Origin of the sequence: Exiguobacterium sp. BMC-KP, assembly GCF_001275385.1 — a bacterium.
In the GTDB taxonomy this organism is placed as follows: Bacteria; Bacillota; Bacilli; order Exiguobacteriales; family Exiguobacteriaceae; genus Exiguobacterium_A.
This window is the reverse complement of record NZ_LGIW01000014.1, coordinates 52,367-71,605: the sequence shown is the minus strand read 5'-3', so window position 1 is coordinate 71,605 and position 19,239 is coordinate 52,367. Positions and strand designations below refer to the sequence as shown.

General features: G+C 45.8%; 19 protein-coding genes and 1 riboswitch. Of the genes, 9 read left to right on the top strand and 10 right to left on the bottom strand.

Annotated elements, in window-relative coordinates; all coding sequences use genetic code 11:
• A complete protein-coding gene (locus ADM98_RS04305; RefSeq protein ID WP_053452417.1) occupies window positions 1-606 on the bottom strand; it encodes a trimeric intracellular cation channel family protein in 606 nt (201 codons plus the stop codon).
• A gap of 165 nt (window positions 607-771) precedes the next feature.
• Here ADM98_RS04305 and ADM98_RS04300 point away from each other — a divergent pair, with 165 nt between their 5' ends.
• The 4 genes from ADM98_RS04300 to ADM98_RS04285 all read left to right on the top strand — a co-directional run bounded on the left by ADM98_RS04300 (window position 772) and on the right by ADM98_RS04285 (window position 5,207).
• Window positions 772-2,400: an ABC1 kinase family protein gene (locus tag ADM98_RS04300; protein ID WP_023466751.1), complete on the top strand. Its 1,629-nt coding sequence runs from the start codon at window positions 772-774 to the stop codon at window positions 2,398-2,400.
• 142 nt (window positions 2,401-2,542) lie between these two features.
• On the top strand, window positions 2,543-3,394 hold the full coding sequence (locus tag ADM98_RS04295; RefSeq protein WP_200904886.1) for a GRP family sugar transporter: 852 nt from the start codon (window positions 2,543-2,545) through the stop codon (window positions 3,392-3,394).
• A gap of 17 nt (window positions 3,395-3,411) precedes the next feature.
• Window positions 3,412-4,197 (top strand): SDR family oxidoreductase, encoded by a 786-nt coding sequence (locus ADM98_RS04290; RefSeq protein ID WP_053452415.1) that lies wholly within the window; start codon window positions 3,412-3,414, stop codon window positions 4,195-4,197.
• Between the two features lie 32 nt (window positions 4,198-4,229).
• The gene (locus ADM98_RS04285) at window positions 4,230-5,207 is read left to right on the top strand and encodes a cation diffusion facilitator family transporter (RefSeq protein WP_053452414.1); all 978 of its coding nucleotides are present in this window, start codon (window positions 4,230-4,232) and stop codon (window positions 5,205-5,207) included.
• Between the two features lie 41 nt (window positions 5,208-5,248).
• Here ADM98_RS04285 and ADM98_RS04280 read toward each other — a convergent pair whose 3' ends face one another.
• The 3 genes from ADM98_RS04280 to ADM98_RS04270 form a co-directional block, all read right to left on the bottom strand.
• Window positions 5,249-5,959 (bottom strand): thermonuclease family protein, encoded by a 711-nt coding sequence (locus ADM98_RS04280; RefSeq protein WP_053452413.1) that lies wholly within the window; start codon window positions 5,957-5,959, stop codon window positions 5,249-5,251.
• Between the two features lie 73 nt (window positions 5,960-6,032).
• Entirely contained in the window at window positions 6,033-6,683 is a 651-nt protein-coding gene (locus tag ADM98_RS04275; RefSeq protein WP_053452412.1) for an SDR family NAD(P)-dependent oxidoreductase, read from the bottom strand.
• 60 nt (window positions 6,684-6,743) lie between these two features.
• Window positions 6,744-7,010: a DUF5327 family protein gene (locus tag ADM98_RS04270; RefSeq protein ID WP_053452411.1), complete on the bottom strand. Its 267-nt coding sequence runs from the start codon at window positions 7,008-7,010 to the stop codon at window positions 6,744-6,746.
• A gap of 57 nt (window positions 7,011-7,067) precedes the next feature.
• Here ADM98_RS04270 and ADM98_RS04265 point away from each other — a divergent pair, with 57 nt between their 5' ends.
• Entirely contained in the window at window positions 7,068-8,036 is a 969-nt protein-coding gene (locus tag ADM98_RS04265; protein WP_053452410.1) for a Gfo/Idh/MocA family protein, read from the top strand.
• A gap of 33 nt (window positions 8,037-8,069) precedes the next feature.
• The gene (locus ADM98_RS04260; RefSeq protein ID WP_053452409.1) at window positions 8,070-9,731 is read left to right on the top strand and encodes a glycerol-3-phosphate dehydrogenase/oxidase; all 1,662 of its coding nucleotides are present in this window, start codon (window positions 8,070-8,072) and stop codon (window positions 9,729-9,731) included.
• 45 nt (window positions 9,732-9,776) lie between these two features.
• On the opposite strand, the gene ADM98_RS04255 is transcribed toward ADM98_RS04260, so the two are convergent.
• From ADM98_RS04255 to ADM98_RS04235, 5 genes are all read right to left on the bottom strand, one after another.
• Window positions 9,777-11,213, bottom strand: a complete 1,437-nt coding sequence (locus tag ADM98_RS04255; protein ID WP_053452408.1) for an amino acid permease — start codon at window positions 11,211-11,213, stop codon at window positions 9,777-9,779.
• Between the two features lie 208 nt (window positions 11,214-11,421).
• Window positions 11,422-12,735, bottom strand: a complete 1,314-nt coding sequence (locus ADM98_RS04250) for a DUF2252 domain-containing protein (RefSeq protein ID WP_053452407.1) — start codon at window positions 12,733-12,735, stop codon at window positions 11,422-11,424.
• 69 nt (window positions 12,736-12,804) lie between these two features.
• Window positions 12,805-13,752, bottom strand: a complete 948-nt coding sequence (gene msrA / locus ADM98_RS04245; RefSeq protein WP_053452406.1) for a peptide-methionine (S)-S-oxide reductase MsrA — start codon at window positions 13,750-13,752, stop codon at window positions 12,805-12,807.
• A 69-nt stretch (window positions 13,753-13,821) separates the two neighbouring features.
• Window positions 13,822-14,004 carry a hypothetical protein gene (locus tag ADM98_RS04240; RefSeq protein ID WP_035399267.1) on the bottom strand — a complete coding sequence of 61 codons (183 nt, stop codon included), beginning with the start codon at window positions 14,002-14,004 and terminating at the stop codon, window positions 13,822-13,824.
• An 80-nt stretch (window positions 14,005-14,084) separates the two neighbouring features.
• Window positions 14,085-15,566: an amino acid permease gene (locus tag ADM98_RS04235; RefSeq protein ID WP_053452405.1), complete on the bottom strand. Its 1,482-nt coding sequence runs from the start codon at window positions 15,564-15,566 to the stop codon at window positions 14,085-14,087.
• 131 nt (window positions 15,567-15,697) lie between these two features.
• Window positions 15,698-15,886, bottom strand: a riboswitch (Lysine riboswitch).
• A gap of 163 nt (window positions 15,887-16,049) precedes the next feature.
• Between ADM98_RS04235 and ADM98_RS04230 the strand changes: the two genes are divergently transcribed.
• Together ADM98_RS04230 and ADM98_RS04225 are read left to right on the top strand one after the other, a co-directional pair.
• Entirely contained in the window at window positions 16,050-16,505 is a 456-nt protein-coding gene (locus ADM98_RS04230; RefSeq protein WP_053452404.1) for a MarR family winged helix-turn-helix transcriptional regulator, read from the top strand.
• A gap of 136 nt (window positions 16,506-16,641) precedes the next feature.
• Entirely contained in the window at window positions 16,642-17,733 is a 1,092-nt protein-coding gene (locus ADM98_RS04225) for a diguanylate cyclase (RefSeq protein ID WP_235504829.1), read from the top strand.
• Window positions 17,734-17,781: 48 nt separating this feature from the next.
• Here the strand turns inward: ADM98_RS04225 and ADM98_RS04220 are convergent, their stop codons facing one another.
• Window positions 17,782-18,387, bottom strand: coding sequence for a TetR/AcrR family transcriptional regulator (locus ADM98_RS04220; RefSeq protein ID WP_053452402.1), 606 nt, complete (start codon window positions 18,385-18,387; stop codon window positions 17,782-17,784).
• 192 nt (window positions 18,388-18,579) lie between these two features.
• Between ADM98_RS04220 and ADM98_RS04215 the strand changes: the two genes are divergently transcribed.
• Window positions 18,580-19,236 carry an HlyD family secretion protein gene (locus ADM98_RS04215; RefSeq protein ID WP_053452401.1) on the top strand — a complete coding sequence of 219 codons (657 nt, stop codon included), beginning with the start codon at window positions 18,580-18,582 and terminating at the stop codon, window positions 19,234-19,236.
• Window positions 19,237-19,239: the final 3 nt, after the last annotated feature.

The following is a 19,239-nucleotide window of genomic DNA, read 5'->3' as shown; positions in this document are numbered from 1 at the left end:
TTATTCTCCCCCTAACCGTCGTGCTGGTAAATTCCATTCATAATAATACGATAGCATACGTAAAACGGTGATGAGTCCGAGCAATGTGAACAAATGTAGAGGATTCGTCAATTGGAAACGATCAATCACGAGTGCTGCCATAACGGCCCACATCGCATAAATTTCTTTATGCAGGACGAGCGGTTTTCGACCAGCTAGCAAATCCCGAACGACGCCACCACCGACACCAGTCAATACAGCTGCCGAAATCGTTGCCGACAGCGGCAATCCTTTTGCTGACGCCATCAACGCTCCTTGAATCGCAAATGCAGACAGACCGAGCGCATCTGCAAGGACGCCCCAACGTGTCCAGTGCGGCAAGAACAACTGGGGTAACATAAAGATCAACAATGCAACGAGAATCGCGACTAAAAAGAGACCACCTTGCGACCAAAGCGCCGATACCGGCACACCAATCAATAAATTACGAATGGCACCACCACCGAATGCCGTAATTAAAGCAAGTAACCAGACGCCGAATAAATCATATTTTTCTTCCATCGCAACGATTGCTCCACTCATCGCAAAAGCGACCGTGCCGATGATATTCAATAAGTCCCAGGACATGCGCACATTTCACCTTTCTACAAAGAAATTCCAATACTTACTATACTCTCTTTTTAGTTTCCGTAAAGCATTAATTTTCTGTCACCGTTTCGACCGTTTGCGAGTGACGTTTTTAGGTAAAGTAACCTATACTGAAACAAACTGTACAGGAAGCTAGGTGACCGTATGAAACGTTGGGCGCTTTATCGCATCGTCGTCATTGTGACGATGTTCGCACGTTACATTTTTACGATCTATCGATTCACCCGGAAAAACCGGCCAGGTACGAATAACGAAGAGTTTGAGCGCATCATGATTCGAATTGCGCGTGACTATAAGAAAAAAGCATTACGACTTGAAGGACTACTGATTAAACTGGGTCAGTTCCTATCGATCCGAGCCGATCTGTTCCCGCCATCTGTCTTGATGGAACTGACTGAACTCGTCGATAAGGTACCTTCGAGTAAACTTGGAGAGTCACGAAAAATCATCGAAGAAGATTGGGGGATGCCGATCGAAGAAATCATCTCGGATATCAGTCCCCGTCCTGTCGCTTCTGCCTCGATTGGTGAGGTTTACAGCGGAACCTTAAAATCAAACGGTAAGAAGGTTGCGATCAAAGTTCAGCGACCGAATATCGAACAAATCATCAAAACTGATTTCCGTGCCATGCGCATCGTCATTGCCATGTTGCGCCGAACTTCATTAAACAAATCAACTGATTTACAAAGCTTGTATCGCCAAATGGTCTTCGTCATTGGTGATGAATTAAATTACCGGACCGAATTGAAGAACGGTCTCTACTTTAAAAAGATGTATGAGACGAACCCTGTCATCTATATCCCGAGTTATTATGAAGAACATTGTACGAATCGGGTGCTCGTCATGGAATGGATTGACGGGACACGCATCACCGATCTCGATTATTTAGCAGAACATCAGATTGATCGCGACGAACTGGCACGTAACCTCTTCCTGAACGCTGGTGAGCAATTGCTATTCGGTGGGAAGTTCCACGCCGATCCGCACCCGGGCAATGTCCTTGTTCAGTCTGATGGTAAAATCGTCTTATTAGATTTCGGGATGATTGGAGCGACGACGCCAGACGATATGCGGGCAATCCAGCGAATTCTTCAGTCCTTCGTCACATTGGATTATGATGCGATCGTTGATGGTTTAGAAGATTTACGATTCCTATTACCAAATGCGAATAAGCAAAATATCCGACAAGCGATTGAAAAAGCGGTTACGTTCTATCTCGAAAGCGACATGGAAAACGTCGATACGAAACTGATTGAGAAGGTATTATCCGATATCGAATTACTCGTTCGAAACGAACCGATTCAGCTCCCTGCTGAATTTGCCTTCTTCGGACGTGCTGCATCGACGATTCTTGGTATTTTGCAAATTCTCTCACCACAAATCAATCTGCTAGAACTCGCTAAACCGATGGTTCGACGTTGGCTCGATGACGAAGGGAAAAACCAAAACCGTTATCTCCAAATCGCAGGCTCTTACGGCGCGCGGTTGCTTGCCTTTCCGCGACTTGTTAACGATGCCTTAAGTGAACCGACACGTTGGCGGATCATGGAGCAACAAAAGTTCTCACGTGTCGCGAACATCGAATCACTCAAAATCCGGCAGTGGACGAGTTCACTCGTCGGGATCATCAGTCTCCCCTTTAGTTATCTTGGCTATTATTTTACGCAATACGATGTCATGGGGATTTCCTTGACGATTGCCGTCATCGCTTTATGGAACGGTCGGCGGATCGGTCGACAAATCGTTCGTATTGCTGATGAACCTTTCCGATAAACGAAATACCAAAAAACATCTACTTCGGTGGATGTTTTTTTATTTCAGAATAATTCTTCTTTACGCTCCGAGGTTTTTCCTATCCTTTTGCGGGGTACAGCTTCAAGTAGAGAGATAACAGTAAGGAGAGGTGAAACACTTGATTGATATTCTAATTGCCATCGTTCCTGCATTGATGTGGGGATCGTTGCCGCTCGTCGTTTCGAAAATCGGAGGTTCGACAGCGCAACAAATTATCGGTACGACTCTGGGTGCGTTGCTTTTCGCGATCGTCACCTTCTTTTTTGTCAGCCCAGAGCTGTCGACGACTGCTTGGATCGCCGGATTCTTTTCTGGTGCCTTCTGGGCACTCGGTCAAAAAAATCAATTTGCCGCATTCCGTCAAATGGGTGTCTCGAAGACGATGCCGATTTCAACAGGGATGCAACTCGTCGGAACATCGTTGTTTGGTGTTCTCGCTTTCGGAGAGTGGTCAACGACAACTGCGTTGATTCTCGGAATCAGTGCCCTTGTATTGATCATTGCCGGAGCGGCCTTCACTTCTTATAAAGAAGATAAGAGTAAACAAGATGAGAATATCGGAAAAGGAATGACACTTCTCCTCATCTCGACTGTCGGGTATGTCGGGTATGTCGTCATTGCCCGTTGGTTCGATATCAACGGTTGGGAAGCGGTCTTACCACAAGCTGTCGGGATGGTCGTGAGTGCGATTCTTCTCTCTTTACGAGAAGGAGATCTCTTCACGAAAAAAACAGCCGGCAATACGATTGGTGGACTCATGTGGGCTGTCGGGAACGTTGCTTTACTATTTGCGACGGCAAAAGTCGGAGTCGCAACGAGCTTCTCCTTATCTCAAACCGGTGTCGTCATCTCAACGATTGGCGGCGTCCTCTTACTAAAAGAATCAAAGACAAAGAAAGAGATGACATTCGTCATTATCGGCTGTATTTTAGTCGTCGCCGGCGGAATCATGATTGGATTTACGAAACAATAATGAAGGAGTGAAGCATCATGTATGAGAGCTTAAAAGGAAAAGTCGCGATCGTAACAGGTGGATCAATGGGAATCGGTGAAGCAATCGTCCGCCGTTACGCAGAAGAAGGTATGCGTGTCGTCATTAATTATCGGAGTCACCCGGAAGAAGCAAAGAAAATCGCTGAATCGATTAAAGAACAGGGTGGCGAAGCAATCATCGTTCAAGGTGATGTCTCAAAAGAAGACGACATGATCAACCTCGTTAAAGAGACAGTTGCTCACTTTGGTCAGTTGGACGTTTTCGTCAATAACGCGGGAATCGAGATGCCGTCAGCATCTCATGAGATGTCACTCGAAGACTGGCAGAAAGTCATCGATGTCAACTTGACGGGTGCGTTCCTTGGTGCGCGTGAAGCACTGAAATACTTCGTTGAACATGATGTCAAAGGCAGTATCATCAACATGTCGAGTGTTCATGAGATCATTCCATGGCCAACGTTCGTCCACTACGCAGCAAGTAAAGGCGGCGTTAAATTGATGACACAGACACTGGCAATGGAATACGCGCCAAAGGGCATTCGCGTTAATGCGATCGGACCTGGTGCAATCAATACACCAATCAACGCTGAAAAATTCGAAGATCCGGAACAACGTAAAGAAGTCGAGAGCATGATTCCTATGGGCAATATCGGGAAACCAGAAGAAATTTCTGCCGTTGCTGCGTGGCTTGCGTCTGACGAAGCAAGTTATGTCACAGGTATCACGCTCTTTGCAGACGGCGGTATGACACTTTATCCATCATTCCAAGCGGGGCGCGGTTAACCTATTTTGAGTAGACAAGGAGAGAACCGCTCATGACCACTTTTTTCTCATTGATCCGTCGCGGAAATAAGTCAGCCCTTGCTGCTGCAATCGTCAATACGATCATTGCTATTATCAAGTTCGTCGCTTATATCTTGACTGGGAACGTTGCAATGTTTGCTGAAATGATGCATACGATTGGTGACGCGGCGAATCAGTTTTTCGTCTATATCGGTTCTGCCCTCAGTAAAAAAGCACCGACAAAACGATTCCCGAACGGATTCGGTCGTCTCGTTAACCTTGTGTTACTAGCTGCGATCATTGTCGTCGCGTTGCTTGCGTATGAAACGATTCGCGAGGGAATCTTGCATATCACACATGGTCCTGGCGAAGAGACGACTGGGCTTTGGATCATTTTGACGGCGCTTGGAATTGGTGTCGTACTTGAAGTCGGCGTCTTTTATAAAGCGATGATCGAGATTGCTCACGAAACCGGACTTAAGTCTAGAGGACTCACATTGGTTGGTCAAAGTTTCGCCCATCTCGGGCAGGCAAAACCAGCTACACGTCTTGTCTTCATGGAAGATCTTGTTGCGACTCTCGGTGGTCTCATTGCCATCATCGCTGTTCTGATTTCACACTACACATCGTTTTATCAAGCAGAGGGTATTGCTTCGATTTTGATTGGTCTGATGATGTTCTATGTCGTTTATAATGTCTTCATTCAAAATGCTGCCGGTGCGCTCGGTGAGATCGATGAAGTACTGACTGCTAAAATCGGTGAAATCTTATTACGTGATGAAGCGGTTCGTGATATTGAAAAGCTTGAAGTCATTAAGGAAGGGGATCACTTCCATGTCGAAACAGAGATTGAAGTAGACCCTAACTTAACGATTGCTCAAGCGGACGACATCAAGGATCGACTGGAACTGCAAATCCGAATCCTTAAAGGCGTCACCGATGTCACCATCTCCTTTGATGAAGATGATCGGGTGCAACAGTATCAACCACCAACACCGCCTGTAGAGTAGATAAAAAGCCATCGATATCGATGGCTTTTTATCTACGTTCATTAGCGTACTGCTCGGACGAATCCGGCATCTTGCGCTTCTTTTTCCGTACAGAATCGTTGCTCCGGTTTCACTTCATCGTAGGATTGACCACCCGGTACATGGTAGATTTTTTTACCGGAACGATTGATATTCCCTTTGATGGCACATGATTCTGTTTCGTTAATAGCTTGCGCGTTGAATCCACGATTCGTCACGTAACCATCGTGCTCCCAAATCTTTTTCTTCGCCCCTTGTGCTTCCTGTTCGATTTGTTCGAACATATCGACATAACGTGTGTCTGGTTCATAGACGAACGCGACACGCGCAAGTCCTTTTCGAAGCAACTCTTGATTTAACATCTTATCGCCGTACCAGACGTAAGCGAGTAATCGTCCATATCGATCGGCTCGTGATTGATCCCGTTCCAAACGAATCGCTGTTCCGCTCGGTAGGGCCTCTTTTGTAAACTGTGAAGCTTCTGTTCCATAGGGTTGAATCGGTGTATCTGGTTTGACGGTTTCTGGTGTATCGACGAGCAATAAACGTACATCCTCCGTTTTTCCGTCGGCTAATCTCACTTTTAATGTGTCTCCATCGATGACACGTTCAACCGTCGCTTTCGTGACCTTTTCTTCATCCGGTTGTTTGATTCCAAGTAAATCTGTTTCTTCTGGTGCACAACCGATAAGAACAAATAGAAAAAGCAGACTGATCACTACGTATCGTCTCACTTTTCCCCCTCCTCTCCATGAAAATACGGATTCGGTAACATCCCCGAACCCGTATGTCCTATCCTATTTCGACTCATTCGGCTGATAAAACCGTCTCGACTTCGTTTTGGTTTGTATAGAGCGTATAGAACGCTTCCGCTACATTTTTCGGATCAAGCGCCGTTCCACGCTTTACTTCTCCAGCGATCGTGACAGTTCCGACGTAGACGCCATCTTCCTTCAACGTATCATGTAACATATGCGTTACTTGACGAACGCCTGCCTTACCGATTGAGAGGCCCGGTAGCGATTTGATTGCTTGCATCGCAGCGCCGCCTCCTGTAATCAGGATGGCACCTTCTTTTCGTTCCTGCATCGCCGGAGCAACGAGTTGTGCGGCATGCAGTGCACCGAGAACATCGATTTCAAACTCTTTCGTAATCTGCTCTGCTGAGACTTCAAGCACAGACGCTTGATGCAAAATCGAAGCATTGTAGACTAAGACATCGACTTGTCCGTACTGCTCTTCTGTCCATTCGATGAGCGATGCGATATCAGCTTTTCGAGAAGCATCACATTCCACTCCGACAGCTTCTACGCCTGCTTCTTTTAGTTCCGTAATGACGGCTGCGAGTGTTTCTTGTGTCCGCGCCGCACAAACGACTTGAAAACCTTCTTGCCCGAATCGTTTACTGATCTCATATCCGTTTCCTGGTCCTGCTCCAATGACGATTACTGTTTTCATGACGTATCTCCCCTTCTCTTTTCAACTGTGATGGTTATTCCCTGAATCGCGTCATTTCATTCAAAAATCGAGTAATGAAGTGCCTTTTTCTTCTTTCTCCTGCGCGACACCCATGAAACGCGCTAACATCGGATCGACTGCTGGGGTTGCCTGAGGCGTTGACGTAGGTAACGATACCGTCGAGCTTGGCGTCGACTCGGATTCGAGCAGTAGTTCACAGTAAACCTTCATCGCTGCAATCTGTTCTTTCTGCGCAGCTCCTGTCGTTTGATCAATGCGTTGCATCGCTTGACGCATCTTTTCAATGATGTGTTGTTCCGTAATCATCTTGCATTCCTCCTTATGGTAGATTGAGGGTATGAACTTGAAAAGGATGTGTTTTCTATGATTCGTACCGCTTTAGTTGGTTTTGGTCTTGCCGGCGAACATTTACATGCGCCTTATTTACACGCACCTGATTATCAATTAATAGCTGTCCAGTCGAGTCGTTCGGAAGCTGTTGCGACTTATGACGCGACGCTACCTGTTTATCCGACGCTTGAAGCATTGCTCGAAGCGGAGCAGGTCGATTTAGTCGTCATCGCGACAGCAAATCAATTGCATTATCCGCTCGCACGACTCGCTTTGCTCTCGGGTTGTGACGTACTCGTCGAAAAACCATTCACCGTCACACTCGAAGAAGCCGAAACGTTAACAGAATTAGCACGCGTACACGATCGGTTATTGACAGTTTATCATAATCGTCGATATACGAAGGACTTTCGAACGCTGATGTCTTTACTAGCATCCGGGCGACTCGGTACCATTCAAACGTTCGAAGCACATTACGATCGCTATCGTCCCGACGTACAGGATCGTTGGCGTGAACAGGATATCCCTGGTGCTGGTCTACTGTACGATCTTGGGTCACACTTGATTGATCAAGCACTCGTCGCCTTCAATGAAGTGCCGGATCGTGTCTTTTGCGATCAGACGATTCAACGGCAAGGCGGACTTGTCGATGATTATACGCATCTGATTTTAGCGTTCGGTACGCGACGTGCGATCCTCCATATCGGTTCAATCGTTCCGGCTGTTGGTCCTTCCCTAACGGTGCACGGCACAAAAGGAAGCTATTTTGTCGATGAAGTCGATACGAAACGAACGACTTATCAGTTTGCACAAGCAAACGGTCCTCTCGAAGACTTTCCTTTTATCCCTGGTCATTTTGGCGATTATTATACGGATCTTGCTCCAGCTATCCGTAAACGGACGACACCGCCTGTCTCTCCAAAACAAGCTGAACTCGTCATGAAAATCATTGATTGTGCTCAAAAGAGTGCAAAAGTGGGTACATGGATAGAAGTAGACTAACTATCCATTTCAGACGAACAGGGGGAAGACAAGATGTTTTCAAGTACGGAACGGACAGCATGGTTAGAAGAGATGGGACAAGAACTTTTAGATGTCCTCGTCATCGGGGGCGGTATTACGGGAGCTGGTATTTTGCTTGACGCGCAAAGTCGCGGCATGCGGACAGGATTAATCGAGATGCAGGACTTCGCCGAAGGGACATCGAGCCGTTCGACGAAACTTGTCCATGGTGGATTGCGGTATCTGAAGCAATTCGAGATTAAACTCGTCGCTGAAGTCGGGAAAGAACGCGCCATCGTCTATGAGAATGCCCCACACGTGACGACACCGGAGTGGATGATGCTCCCACTCGTTGAAGGTGGCACATTCGGTAGCTTCTCGACTTCGATTGGCTTACGTGTCTATGACCAACTCGCAGGCGTCAAACGCAATGAACGCCGGACGATGCTTAGTAAGGAAGAAACATTACGTTACGAACCACTGTTACGTTCGGAACACTTAGTCGGTGGTGGGCGTTATGTCGAATATAAAACGGATGACGCCCGACTGACGGTCGAAGTGTTAAAAGCGGCCGTCGGTTACGGTGGACGTGCTGTTAACTATACAAAAGCTGAGTCACTCGTCTACCATAACGGCAAAGTCGTTGGTGTGGAAGTACGCGACGTCTTAAGTGGTAAAACGTATACGATTCGGGCGAAGAAAATCATCAACGCGACGGGGCCTTGGGTCGACGAACTGCGCGAAAAGGACGGTTCGAAGTCCGGAAAATCATTACACCTGACAAAAGGGATTCATCTCGTCATCGATCAAGCACATTTCCCACTACAACAAGCTGTCTATTTCGATGTTCCGGACGGTCGGATGATTTTTGCGATTCCACGCGAAGGGAAAACGTATGTCGGAACAACGGATACGAACTATAAAGGAGATATTCTTGAGCCTGGCGTCACCGTCGAGGATCAGGACTATATCCTTGAGGCCACAAATCAAATGTTCAATGTTGAATTACGACCTGAACACGTCGAATCAACGTGGTCTGGACTTCGCCCACTCATTCATGAAGATGGAAAAGATCCAAGTGAACTGTCGCGAAAAGATGAGATTTTCGTTTCAAAATCGGGGCTAATGTCGATCGCTGGTGGTAAGTTGACCGGGTACCGGAAGATGGCAGAACGAATCATCGATATGGTTGCGGATCAATTCAAGACAGAAGAAAATCGGATTTACCTCGCTTCCCGTACGCACGATATCTTGCTTGGCGGTGGTCATCCACAAGGTAGCAAAGGATTTGCTCGTTATTTGAAGGAACAACAACCAAAAGGGGAAGCACTTGGATTGTCACCGAATGAAACGACGTGGCTCATCCAGCGTTATGGCACGAACGTTGAACGCGTCTACGAATTAATTCGGACGCGTGGTGACGAGGCGGCTCGTTATCAATTACCGTTACACTGGTTCGGCGCTCTCCTGTATGGATTAGAAGCAGAACTCGTCATGCAACCCGGTGACTTCTTAAATCGTCGCGCCTCGGCCGTCTTCTTTGATTTCCCGCATGCAGAGCAGTATGCAGACGGTGTTCTTGCTTTGATGCGTAGCGAACTCGGTTGGTCAGCAGAAGAAGAAGCGAAAGCCAATGAAAGCATTCAACGTGAATTTGATGCCGTTCGTGTCAAAGGACCTGTTCCGCTTTCATGATATGAGAAAAGACCCGATTGCCGTGAGGCATCGGGTCTTTGTGTGTCAATCTTCTTCTTTTGAAGCAGCAAGTTCCGCTACTGGCATGTTTCCGGGATGCAGATTCGAACTTTTACGCGCAAAGGCGAAGTAGAGTACTAAACCGATTGCGAGCCAAATCACGAATGCGATCCATGTTTCGAGTTTCAAGTTGAACATCAAGAAAAGACATGAAGCAATCGCTGCGATTGGCACATATGGCATACCAGGGCACTTGAAGGCACGTGGAAGATCTGGTTGTGTCTTACGGAGAACTAAGACCGCGACTGAGATCAAGACGAATGCTGCCAGTGTACCCATGTTGACGAGATTCGCAATGACGTCGAGTGGAACGAAACCAGCGACGAGTGAGCTACCAAGTCCGATCATCCAAGTCGCCTTGAAAGGCGTTTGGTACTTCGGATGTACTTCAGAGAAGACTTTCGGGAACATCCCGTCACGCGAGATGGCGAATGCAAGACGAACCATTCCGTATGTCATGACGAGAATGACCGTTGTAATCCCGAGGATTGCACCGAGATCGATGAAGCCGGCAACCCAGCTCTGACCAGCCATTTGAATTGCAAGTGAGACCGGGTGATCGACACCTGCGAATTTTTGATACGGTACGATACCTGTCATGATAGCTGCGACGATAACATATAAAATCGTACAGACAGCGAGTGAGCCGATGATACCACGCGGCAAGTTCTTTTGTGGGTCACGAACTTCTTCTGCTGCTGATGTCACGGCATCAAAGCCGATATATGCGAAGAAGACGATCGCAGCACCTGAGAAGACGCCTCCCCAACCGAATGGTGTGAAGGGTGCCCAGTTCGTAGGTTCAACGTAGCCGACACCGACAACGATGAAGAGAATAACGACTGCTAATTTGATAACAACCATGATGTTGTTAACGCGCTTCGTTTCCTTGATTCCCATCGACAACAATGCCGTAATGGCAAAGAGGATTAAGAAGGCTGGAAGGTTGAAGAATGTCTTCGCCCCCTCGACTGCTCCTGGAGCTGCTGAGAGTGCCGTAGGAATATGAATATTGAATCCTGCGAGCAAGGACTGGAAATACCCAGACCATCCGGCTGCAACGGCACTGGAGGCGAGTCCATATTCAAGGATTAAGTTCCAGCCGATAATCCAAGCAAAGATTTCACCCATCGTTGCATATGTGTACGTATAGACGGATCCACTGACCGGAATCGTTGATGCGAATTCAGCGTAAGCAAGAGCAGCTAGACCACAGGCGATAGCAGATAGAATGAAGGATACGATAAGTCCTGGTCCTGCAGTTAAAGCTCCTGTTCCCGTCAACACGAAGATTCCGGTTCCGATGATGGCGCCAATTCCTAAAAACGTTAAATCCATCGCGCCAAGATTTCGAGCAAGTCCACTATTGCGTTTACTTGCAGCAATCATAGCGGAAACATCTTTTTTCCGCGTCAAACTCATGATGTACTTCCCCCTATATCTTTTTTGATTTGTCTTACGAAGCGAGTCGTTCGCAAGAACTTAATCAAAAATTTACGAAGTTTTCTGATAAATTGATATAGGTCATTATACCTATTTGTTTTTTGACTGACGCTTTCATCTGCTAAAGAATAAAATTCTCTTCAAAAATAAGGGGTGTGTAACTGCTGTTACACACCCCTTGAATGATTCAGGATTCGATTGTTTTGGTAGCTTCTTTACGTGCCTTGATCCACTCTAAAAACACTTGATAATCCAGCTTTGTTCGCTCAACATACGCACTTGACCAACGCTCGATTTGTTCTAAGAAAGCAGTATCTGAAACACCGATGGCCTGGATGATTTCGACGTCCGCATGATGCGTTAAAACTTTTTCTTTAATACCAGCATCCTGATCCGCCCGTGCATGGATTTTTGCGGTAATTTGACCTTGAATACAAAGAACGTTTTCAAGGTCTTCCTGACTTTTTATGTGCTTCACCTTTAATTTTTTCTTATATGGCGAACGTTCACGTACATAATATTCTTTACCATCTATCGTTAAATAACCGAGATACGGATCTTCATGTGCTTGCATCGCTTTTTGTGAAGTGATGATTCGTCTCCCTTGATGAATCGCTTCAGCTTCTGGACGATAGACGGGTAAAAATAACGAAGGGACAGAAGTTTGTGCCTGTTTCATTTCAAGAATCAAATCTTCTTCGCCGCCTTCTCCCTCAATAAGGAGATAGTAGCGTTCAAGACCAATCGATGCCGTTCCACTATCTAGTTTACGTACAATATCCTTGATTGTATAAAAGGATTCTGTTCGCCGATCCTCCGTATCAATCGTCTCGATATAAGAATACCAAGCACCTTGGATGGCTTTTACTGTCGCGTCATCCACTATTTCCATGTCGGGTAACGCACGAAATCGTCTTGTTCCATTGATAATTTCTGTTCGCTCTCCCATTAATTCCTCACGTTTTTTTTCTGCTTTTTTGATCAACTTTTTAATCGGTCCTTTTGTATTGTCTCTTGTAAAGCAAACATCACTCGGATCTTTTCCGGACGCATATTTTTTTAAATCATGTAAGTATTTAAAGACGTAATTTTGGATGGCAGGTGCTGGATCGTAGCCCGCCTCTTCTGCAAACAATCGAACAGACACTGCCATTCGAATTAAATCATATAGATAAGAACCTAAGTACCCTTCATCAAAGTCATTGACGTCGTAGATGATTTCCCCCTTCGCATTTCCATGAACACCGAAGTTTTCAAAGTGAAGATCACCTTGAATCCAAGTTGGTTTATCTCGTGGTGTATCGAACCCTAAAGGAATCCGAGTCACATCGTAATAAAAAAGATGCGAACTTCCACGGAAAAAGCGAAACGGACTCAAACTCATTTTGTCGTACTTTTCTTGTCGTGCCGCCTCGTTAAGTTGACGAATTTCATGATCATAAAAATCAAGGACCTTCGCAATCGTCATCTGTCGAATTTCTTCATATACCGGCTGAAACATTTTACACTCTCCTCTCGAATTGTAAAAAAAGAGCAGTCAAAACGAAATCGTTTGACTACTCCTTGTGTGTTACTCGAAATGTTTTTTATATTCCCCATATCCTGCCGAATCAAGCTCTTCCAGCGGAATAAATCGTAACGCCGCTGAGTTGATACAGTATCGAAGTCCACCGAGTTCCGTTGGACCATCATCAAAGATATGACCGAGGTGACTATCTGCACTCGCAGAGCGAACTTCTGTCCGTGTCATCCCATGACTCGTATCGAGTTCGACTTCCATCTTGTCTTCTGAGATTGGTTTGGCGAAGCTTGGCCAACCGCAGTTTGACTGGAATTTATCTTTTGACGTAAAGAGTGGTGTCCCGTCAACGATATCGACATATAGACCTGGACGTTCTTCATCCCAGTATTCATTACGGAAAGCAGGCTCTGTCCCGTTCTCTTGTGTAACTTTATACTGAATCGGTGTCAGGCGCTGTTTCAGCTCTTTCTCTTTACCATGATCCTTCCACGCTTCTTTGATGAATTTTGCGCGACCTGAGCCGACACTATACATCTGATAACGGAACGGATTCTTTTTATAATAATCTTGGTGATATTCTTCAGCTGGCCAGAACGGTTTTTCCGGACGAATCTCTACCGCGACCGGACGTGAAAAACGTCCCGATGCGTCAAGTTCAGCTTTTGAACGCTCAGCAGCTTCCCGTTGCGCTTCATCAACATAAAAGATTGCTGGTTGGTACGATTCACCACGGTCGTTGAATTGACCACCACCGTCTGTTGGATCGATTTGACGCCAGAAGATTTCGAGTAATTCTTCATACGTAATGACGGACGGGTCGTACGTCACTTCGACTGCCTCTAAGTGACCTGTCGTTTCCGAACAGACTTCTTTATAAGTCGGGTTCTCTGTATGACCACCGGTATATCCTGAAATGACCTGCTCGACACCATCGTATTTATGAAATGGCTTGACCATGCACCAGAAACAACCACCTGCAAATATTGCTTTTGCCATCTATCTTCCCCTCCTCTGTATATGTCTATTTTACCGCGTTCAGAGCATGGACTCGACTTTCCTGCTCATTCAGTCTTCTGGATTCGCTTTTAGACGACGCATGACGAAATAGATTGCTGCGAAGACAAGGAGAAGTCCTCCAAGCGAATACCAGATGTTATTTAAACGATAGATCATTTGATACAGGGCAAGCGTCACAAGCAATAACGCGATCGGTAAAAAGGCACGCTTAAAGTGGTACCAATAATTCACGAAGATCGCCTCCTATTTTTCTTTCATCTTACTTGAAGCGACATCTAAAAAGCCACCTTCATTTGAAGGTGGCTCACTGATTACGATTGGCGTGGATGTTCTGGGAAGTCCATCTCTTCGTAACGAACGACGGACGTCCGATTTTTGAATTTATGTCCTAACCAGAAAGCAAGGAATAATGGAATTCCGACATACGTCGCGGCAATCCCGACCCAATCAATCTGATCAGCAAGGAATGCTGCGTAGTTTTGACCGACGATGACAAGGAAACAAAGACCGAATGCGAACAACGGACCGAATGGGAACGCTGGTGCAACATACGGCAAGTCTTTTAACGAGTGCCCTTGTGCAATGAACCCTTTACGGAAACGATAGTGACTGATCGCAATCCCGAGCCATGCGATGAAGCCTGTCATCCCGGAAGCATTGAGTAACCACAAGTAAACTTGGCCACCAAACATCGACGTCAAGAAACAGAGCGCACCGATGGCACCTGTTGCAAGCAACGCATTACGTGGTACACCGTTTTTCGAGACTTTCGCGAACAACTTCGGTGCATCACCTTGACGCGCAAGCGTGTAAAGCATACGTGTCGAAGCATACATCCCTGAGTTTCCGGCAGATAAGACAGACGTCAAAATGACGGCGTTCATGAGTGCTGCTGAGAAAGCAAGACCTGCTTTTTCAAAGACGAGCGTAAACGGACTGACCGCTACGTCGGTGATATCATTTGAAACCAAGTTCGGACTCGTATACGGAATGAGCATCCCAATGACGAAAATCGCGAAGACGTAGAAAAGCAAAATACGCCAGAAAACTTGTTTAACTGCTTTTGGAACATTCTTTTTCGGATCTTCTGATTCACCCGCTGCGATGCCGACGAGCTCCGTTCCTTGGAAACTGAATCCAGCAACAAGGATGATTCCGATGACGGCAGGAATCCCACCGACGAACGGTGCATCACCAAGGGCAAAGTTTTTAAAGCCGACTGGTGGTTCTGATGTAAAGACACCGAAAATCATTGCAACACCAACAACTAAGAACACGATGACGGTAACGACTTTGATCATCGCGAACCAATATTCCGCTTCTCCAAATCCTTTAACGGAGAAGAAGTTCAGACCGATCATCAGTAAGAGGAACAATGCACTGAAGTAAAAACCAGGAACGTCTGGGAACCAATACGTCATGACGATTTGTGCAGCAACGAGTTCGACTGCGATCGTAACTGCCCAGTTGTACCAATAGTTCCAGCCTAGCGCAAAGCCAAATGATGGATCGACGAATTTTGTTCCGTATGTCGAGAAGGACCCAGCAACCGGCATGTAAGCCGCCATTTCACCAAGACTTGTCATTAAGAAGTAGACCATCAGACCGACGATAGCGTAAGACAGGAGCGCACCACCTGGTCCGGCTGCGGCAACGGAAGCCCCAGACGCAATGAAGAGTCCTGTTCCGATAGCTCCGCCGATAGCAATCATCGACATATGACGAGCTTGTAATCCACGTTTTAAACCTTCTGCTGTTGAATCTGTTGTTTTGTTAACATCTAAATTGTTCATTTCGTTCGCTTCTCTCTGTATAGATTTTTGAGAGGACACTTTTTGAATGAAAAAAACAAAAAGCGCCCTCATCTTCCAGATGGAAGATGAGAACGCAACATAATAAAATGGATGCGCCTCATTCTACCGTCGTGAAAGATAGCTCTCCACAAGTAAGTGATACCCGACTTGTGACAGTATTAGACCTGTTCGATCTAATCCCAATCGATCATCTTCAAAGCGATGATTGATTTCGGCAATTCTTCCTTTCAGGTCACCTCATTTGTCGCTTGACGACATCCGTAACCGTACTCTTAAGAACTGCAACCTCCATCCCACTGGTTGAGTGAGAACTGATTTAATTGATAGTACTACGTCATATTACACAAATCGCCACGAAATTGTCAATTGCCTTTTTCGAATATCGGGTAGTCGATGGTAAAAATCCGATATGTTTAGTACACTAAATGGTAGAAGTCCACTGAGAGAAAGGATGCTGCTTGCATGCCACAGGAACGTGATTTGCTAACTTACCGACTCGAGGAACAAATGCGTGTCATTCTTCGTACCCTGCGACGTGAACTTAACCGACTATTTGAAGGAACAGCGACCCGAAGTGAATTTTTCATCTTACGGAGCCTTTCGGAAAATGGTCCTCAGCGCCCGACGCTTCTCGCGGAACAATTTGAGCTCGCGACGAGTCAAGTCACTGCTTTGACGGATAAGCTGTATAAACAAGGATACGTCACACGGACACGTTCAACGGAAGATCGTCGTTCAATCGTCCTCGCTTTGACGGATGACGGAGAACGTGCATTTCGGGATCTCGAAATCGTCCGCAGAAACTATTTGCAAGATCGCTTCGGGACATTGACGGAAGAAGAACTCGAAACAATGATTCGTGTCTTTGATAAAATTTTATTGACGATGGATGAAGATACACTTACTTCATCATCATAAAACGGTAGATTTTCTACCGTTTTTTCTATTTTATCTAAAGATTTCCCTCTGTCTAGCCGTTATCTAGTTGAGTATACTGGAAGTATATATATGGAAATCTGTTAGCTGGGGGAGTTGGGAGGATTTGTTGTCCATCATGAATCAATTCATCATTAACTTTTGTCTACTGTTCACAACGATTACTCTCTTGTTCTTACCATTTCGGAATCAACCACGCATTTCGCTGAATTCTAGCTGGAACATACGCCTCATATTAGGCGCTGTCTGTGGTTTGATTGCAGTGTTATTAATGTTCAATGGCATCCAAATTGATGTCGCCCGAGTTGACTTACGAATCGTTCCCGTCGCGATCGCCATGCTGTTCGGTGGTTTCCCAAGCGCCATCGTCGCAGGTGTAATGATCATCGGGACACGTTACTTTTTAACACCCGTCGATCAAATGGAGGGTTTTTATTTATCTACGTTAATCATGACTCTGTTTATTTTAACGATCGGGATCCTTCGCCGTTTCCTTCATGTGAACGGACGCCATTTTCAGCTTATGGTACTAGTAGGGATTCTATACTCCTTACCGGCAATTTATGTGCTGACCAACACATGGTCAACATTCATTAAGATCTCGATTGCCTATATCTTCTTTAATCTACTAGCTGGATTCGTTGCTTTCCGGTTACTAGCGGAACTACGCCGTCACTTCGAAAATATCCAGTACCAGCAGAAACTTGCCATGACAGATGCTTTGACGGGACTTGCCAATCGTCGTCGTCTCGATGATTCACTGTCACTTGTCGGTTCAACCGACCAAGGCTATTCGCTCGTCTTGATTGATATCGATTTCTTCAAGCATGTCAATGATACATATGGTCATGATGCAGGTGATGATGTCTTACGCCAACTTGGTATGACTCTCGCTTCCTTGACACGTCCGGACGATCTCGTTGGACGATACGGTGGTGAAGAATTTTTAATCATTCTGCCGAGCACTTCGGCTAAAGAAGCGCAAAAAATCGCAGAACTGGCTCGGATGACGGTTGCACGTAACCTTTTCCCAACAGCAGATGTTCCTGATTTGCAAATTACGATTTCTCTAGGCATCGCGCATTCTAGTGATTCACATACGTCTCTTGAAGCTTTGCAGCAAGCAGACAAAGCGTTGTATTACTCAAAAGAAAGCGGACGAAATCGAAGTACGATCTATACGAAGGAACTCGCATTCCGACAGGCTTAAAACGGATCAGACACTTTCACATGGGAGTGTCTTTTTTTTTTTACGTACTCATTCCGTTTCCTTAGGAAAACCGATACTCTCAACCGTCCCGAAGACAATCATTCGGCTTAATTGCTCCGCCATATATGCTGCTGAATAGGGACGATCGTTTCGTAACCACGAAATCAATAATCCTAGCTGTCCCCCAATGACGTAATTCAACAACAAATCTCGATCGACGAAAGTAGCCCCATCTGCGACTTGTGACCGAAACACGAGACGATAGTTTTCTTTCAACGTATCGAGAAAACGAGAGATGAACGTTTTAATCGGCCCTTGAACGAGCATCGTCTGATAAAACAATTCGTTTTCTTCGATGTGAATGAACAAACGAGCAAAATAGCGACTTACCTGTTCAACTGTCGGAAAAACCGTGCTTGTAACCGTAATCCGAATCGCCCCTTCAAGTGCCGTCATTTGCTCCTCGACGATTTGGTCAAGCAAATCATATTTATCTGTATAGTGAGCGTAAAACGTCGAACGGTTCACCCCTGCCCCATCTGTCAGCATCTTGACCGTGATACTCGAGAAGCTATGCGTCTTCAATAAACGAAATAATTCCATTGTAATACGGTCACGTGACCGTTTCGGTCGTGGATCACGGCTCTCATTCATTCACATTTCACTCCTTTTTCATTATCTTTTCATAAATGAATCCGTTACCATCTATTTTTCCGACATTTTGTCGGAAATTGTCGGTTGTTTGTTAGCTAACTATCCATATAATTAACTATATTAATTACTCCTCCCCCCAGAGGAGTACTTTTTTTGAATCGATTGTACACAAGAAAGGATGCTAACACACCCATGAGTATGAAAAAATTATTAATCATCAATGTTGTCACTCTCATCGTCTTGATTGGTGGCGGTGTCGTCGGATACTACTATTACGATCAAGCCACAAGCTATGTCAAAACAGACAATGCAAAAATCGATGGTAAAATGATAACGGTTGCGAGCCCAAGCGCTGGTAAATTGACAGATTGGTCAGCAAAAACAGGCGAGTCACTCAACAGTGGTGCAACAGTCGGACACGTCATGACTGCACAAGCTGGACAAAAACCGACAGATCTCTCTGTTTCGATGCCGTCTAAAGCAACGATCGTTCAGTCGATGGCGACAAAGAACGGCTTCGTCGCAGCAGGTACACCACTCGCCTATGGTTTTGACTTAAACGATCTTTGGGTCACAGCGAACATCGAAGAAACAGAAATCGATGAAATCAAAGTCGGACAAACCGTTGATGTGTATGTCGACAGCTATCCGGACACGACACTTTCTGGTGAAGTTGAACAGATCGGAATGACGACAGCTTCAACCTTCTCGATGATGCCTTCTTCAAACGGAAATGCGAACTACACGAAAGTCGCACAAGTCATTCCGGTGAAAGTATCGCTCTCACAAGAAAAATCGCTCGACATTCGACCTGGTATGAATGTGACCGTCCGCATTCATAAGGATTAAGGA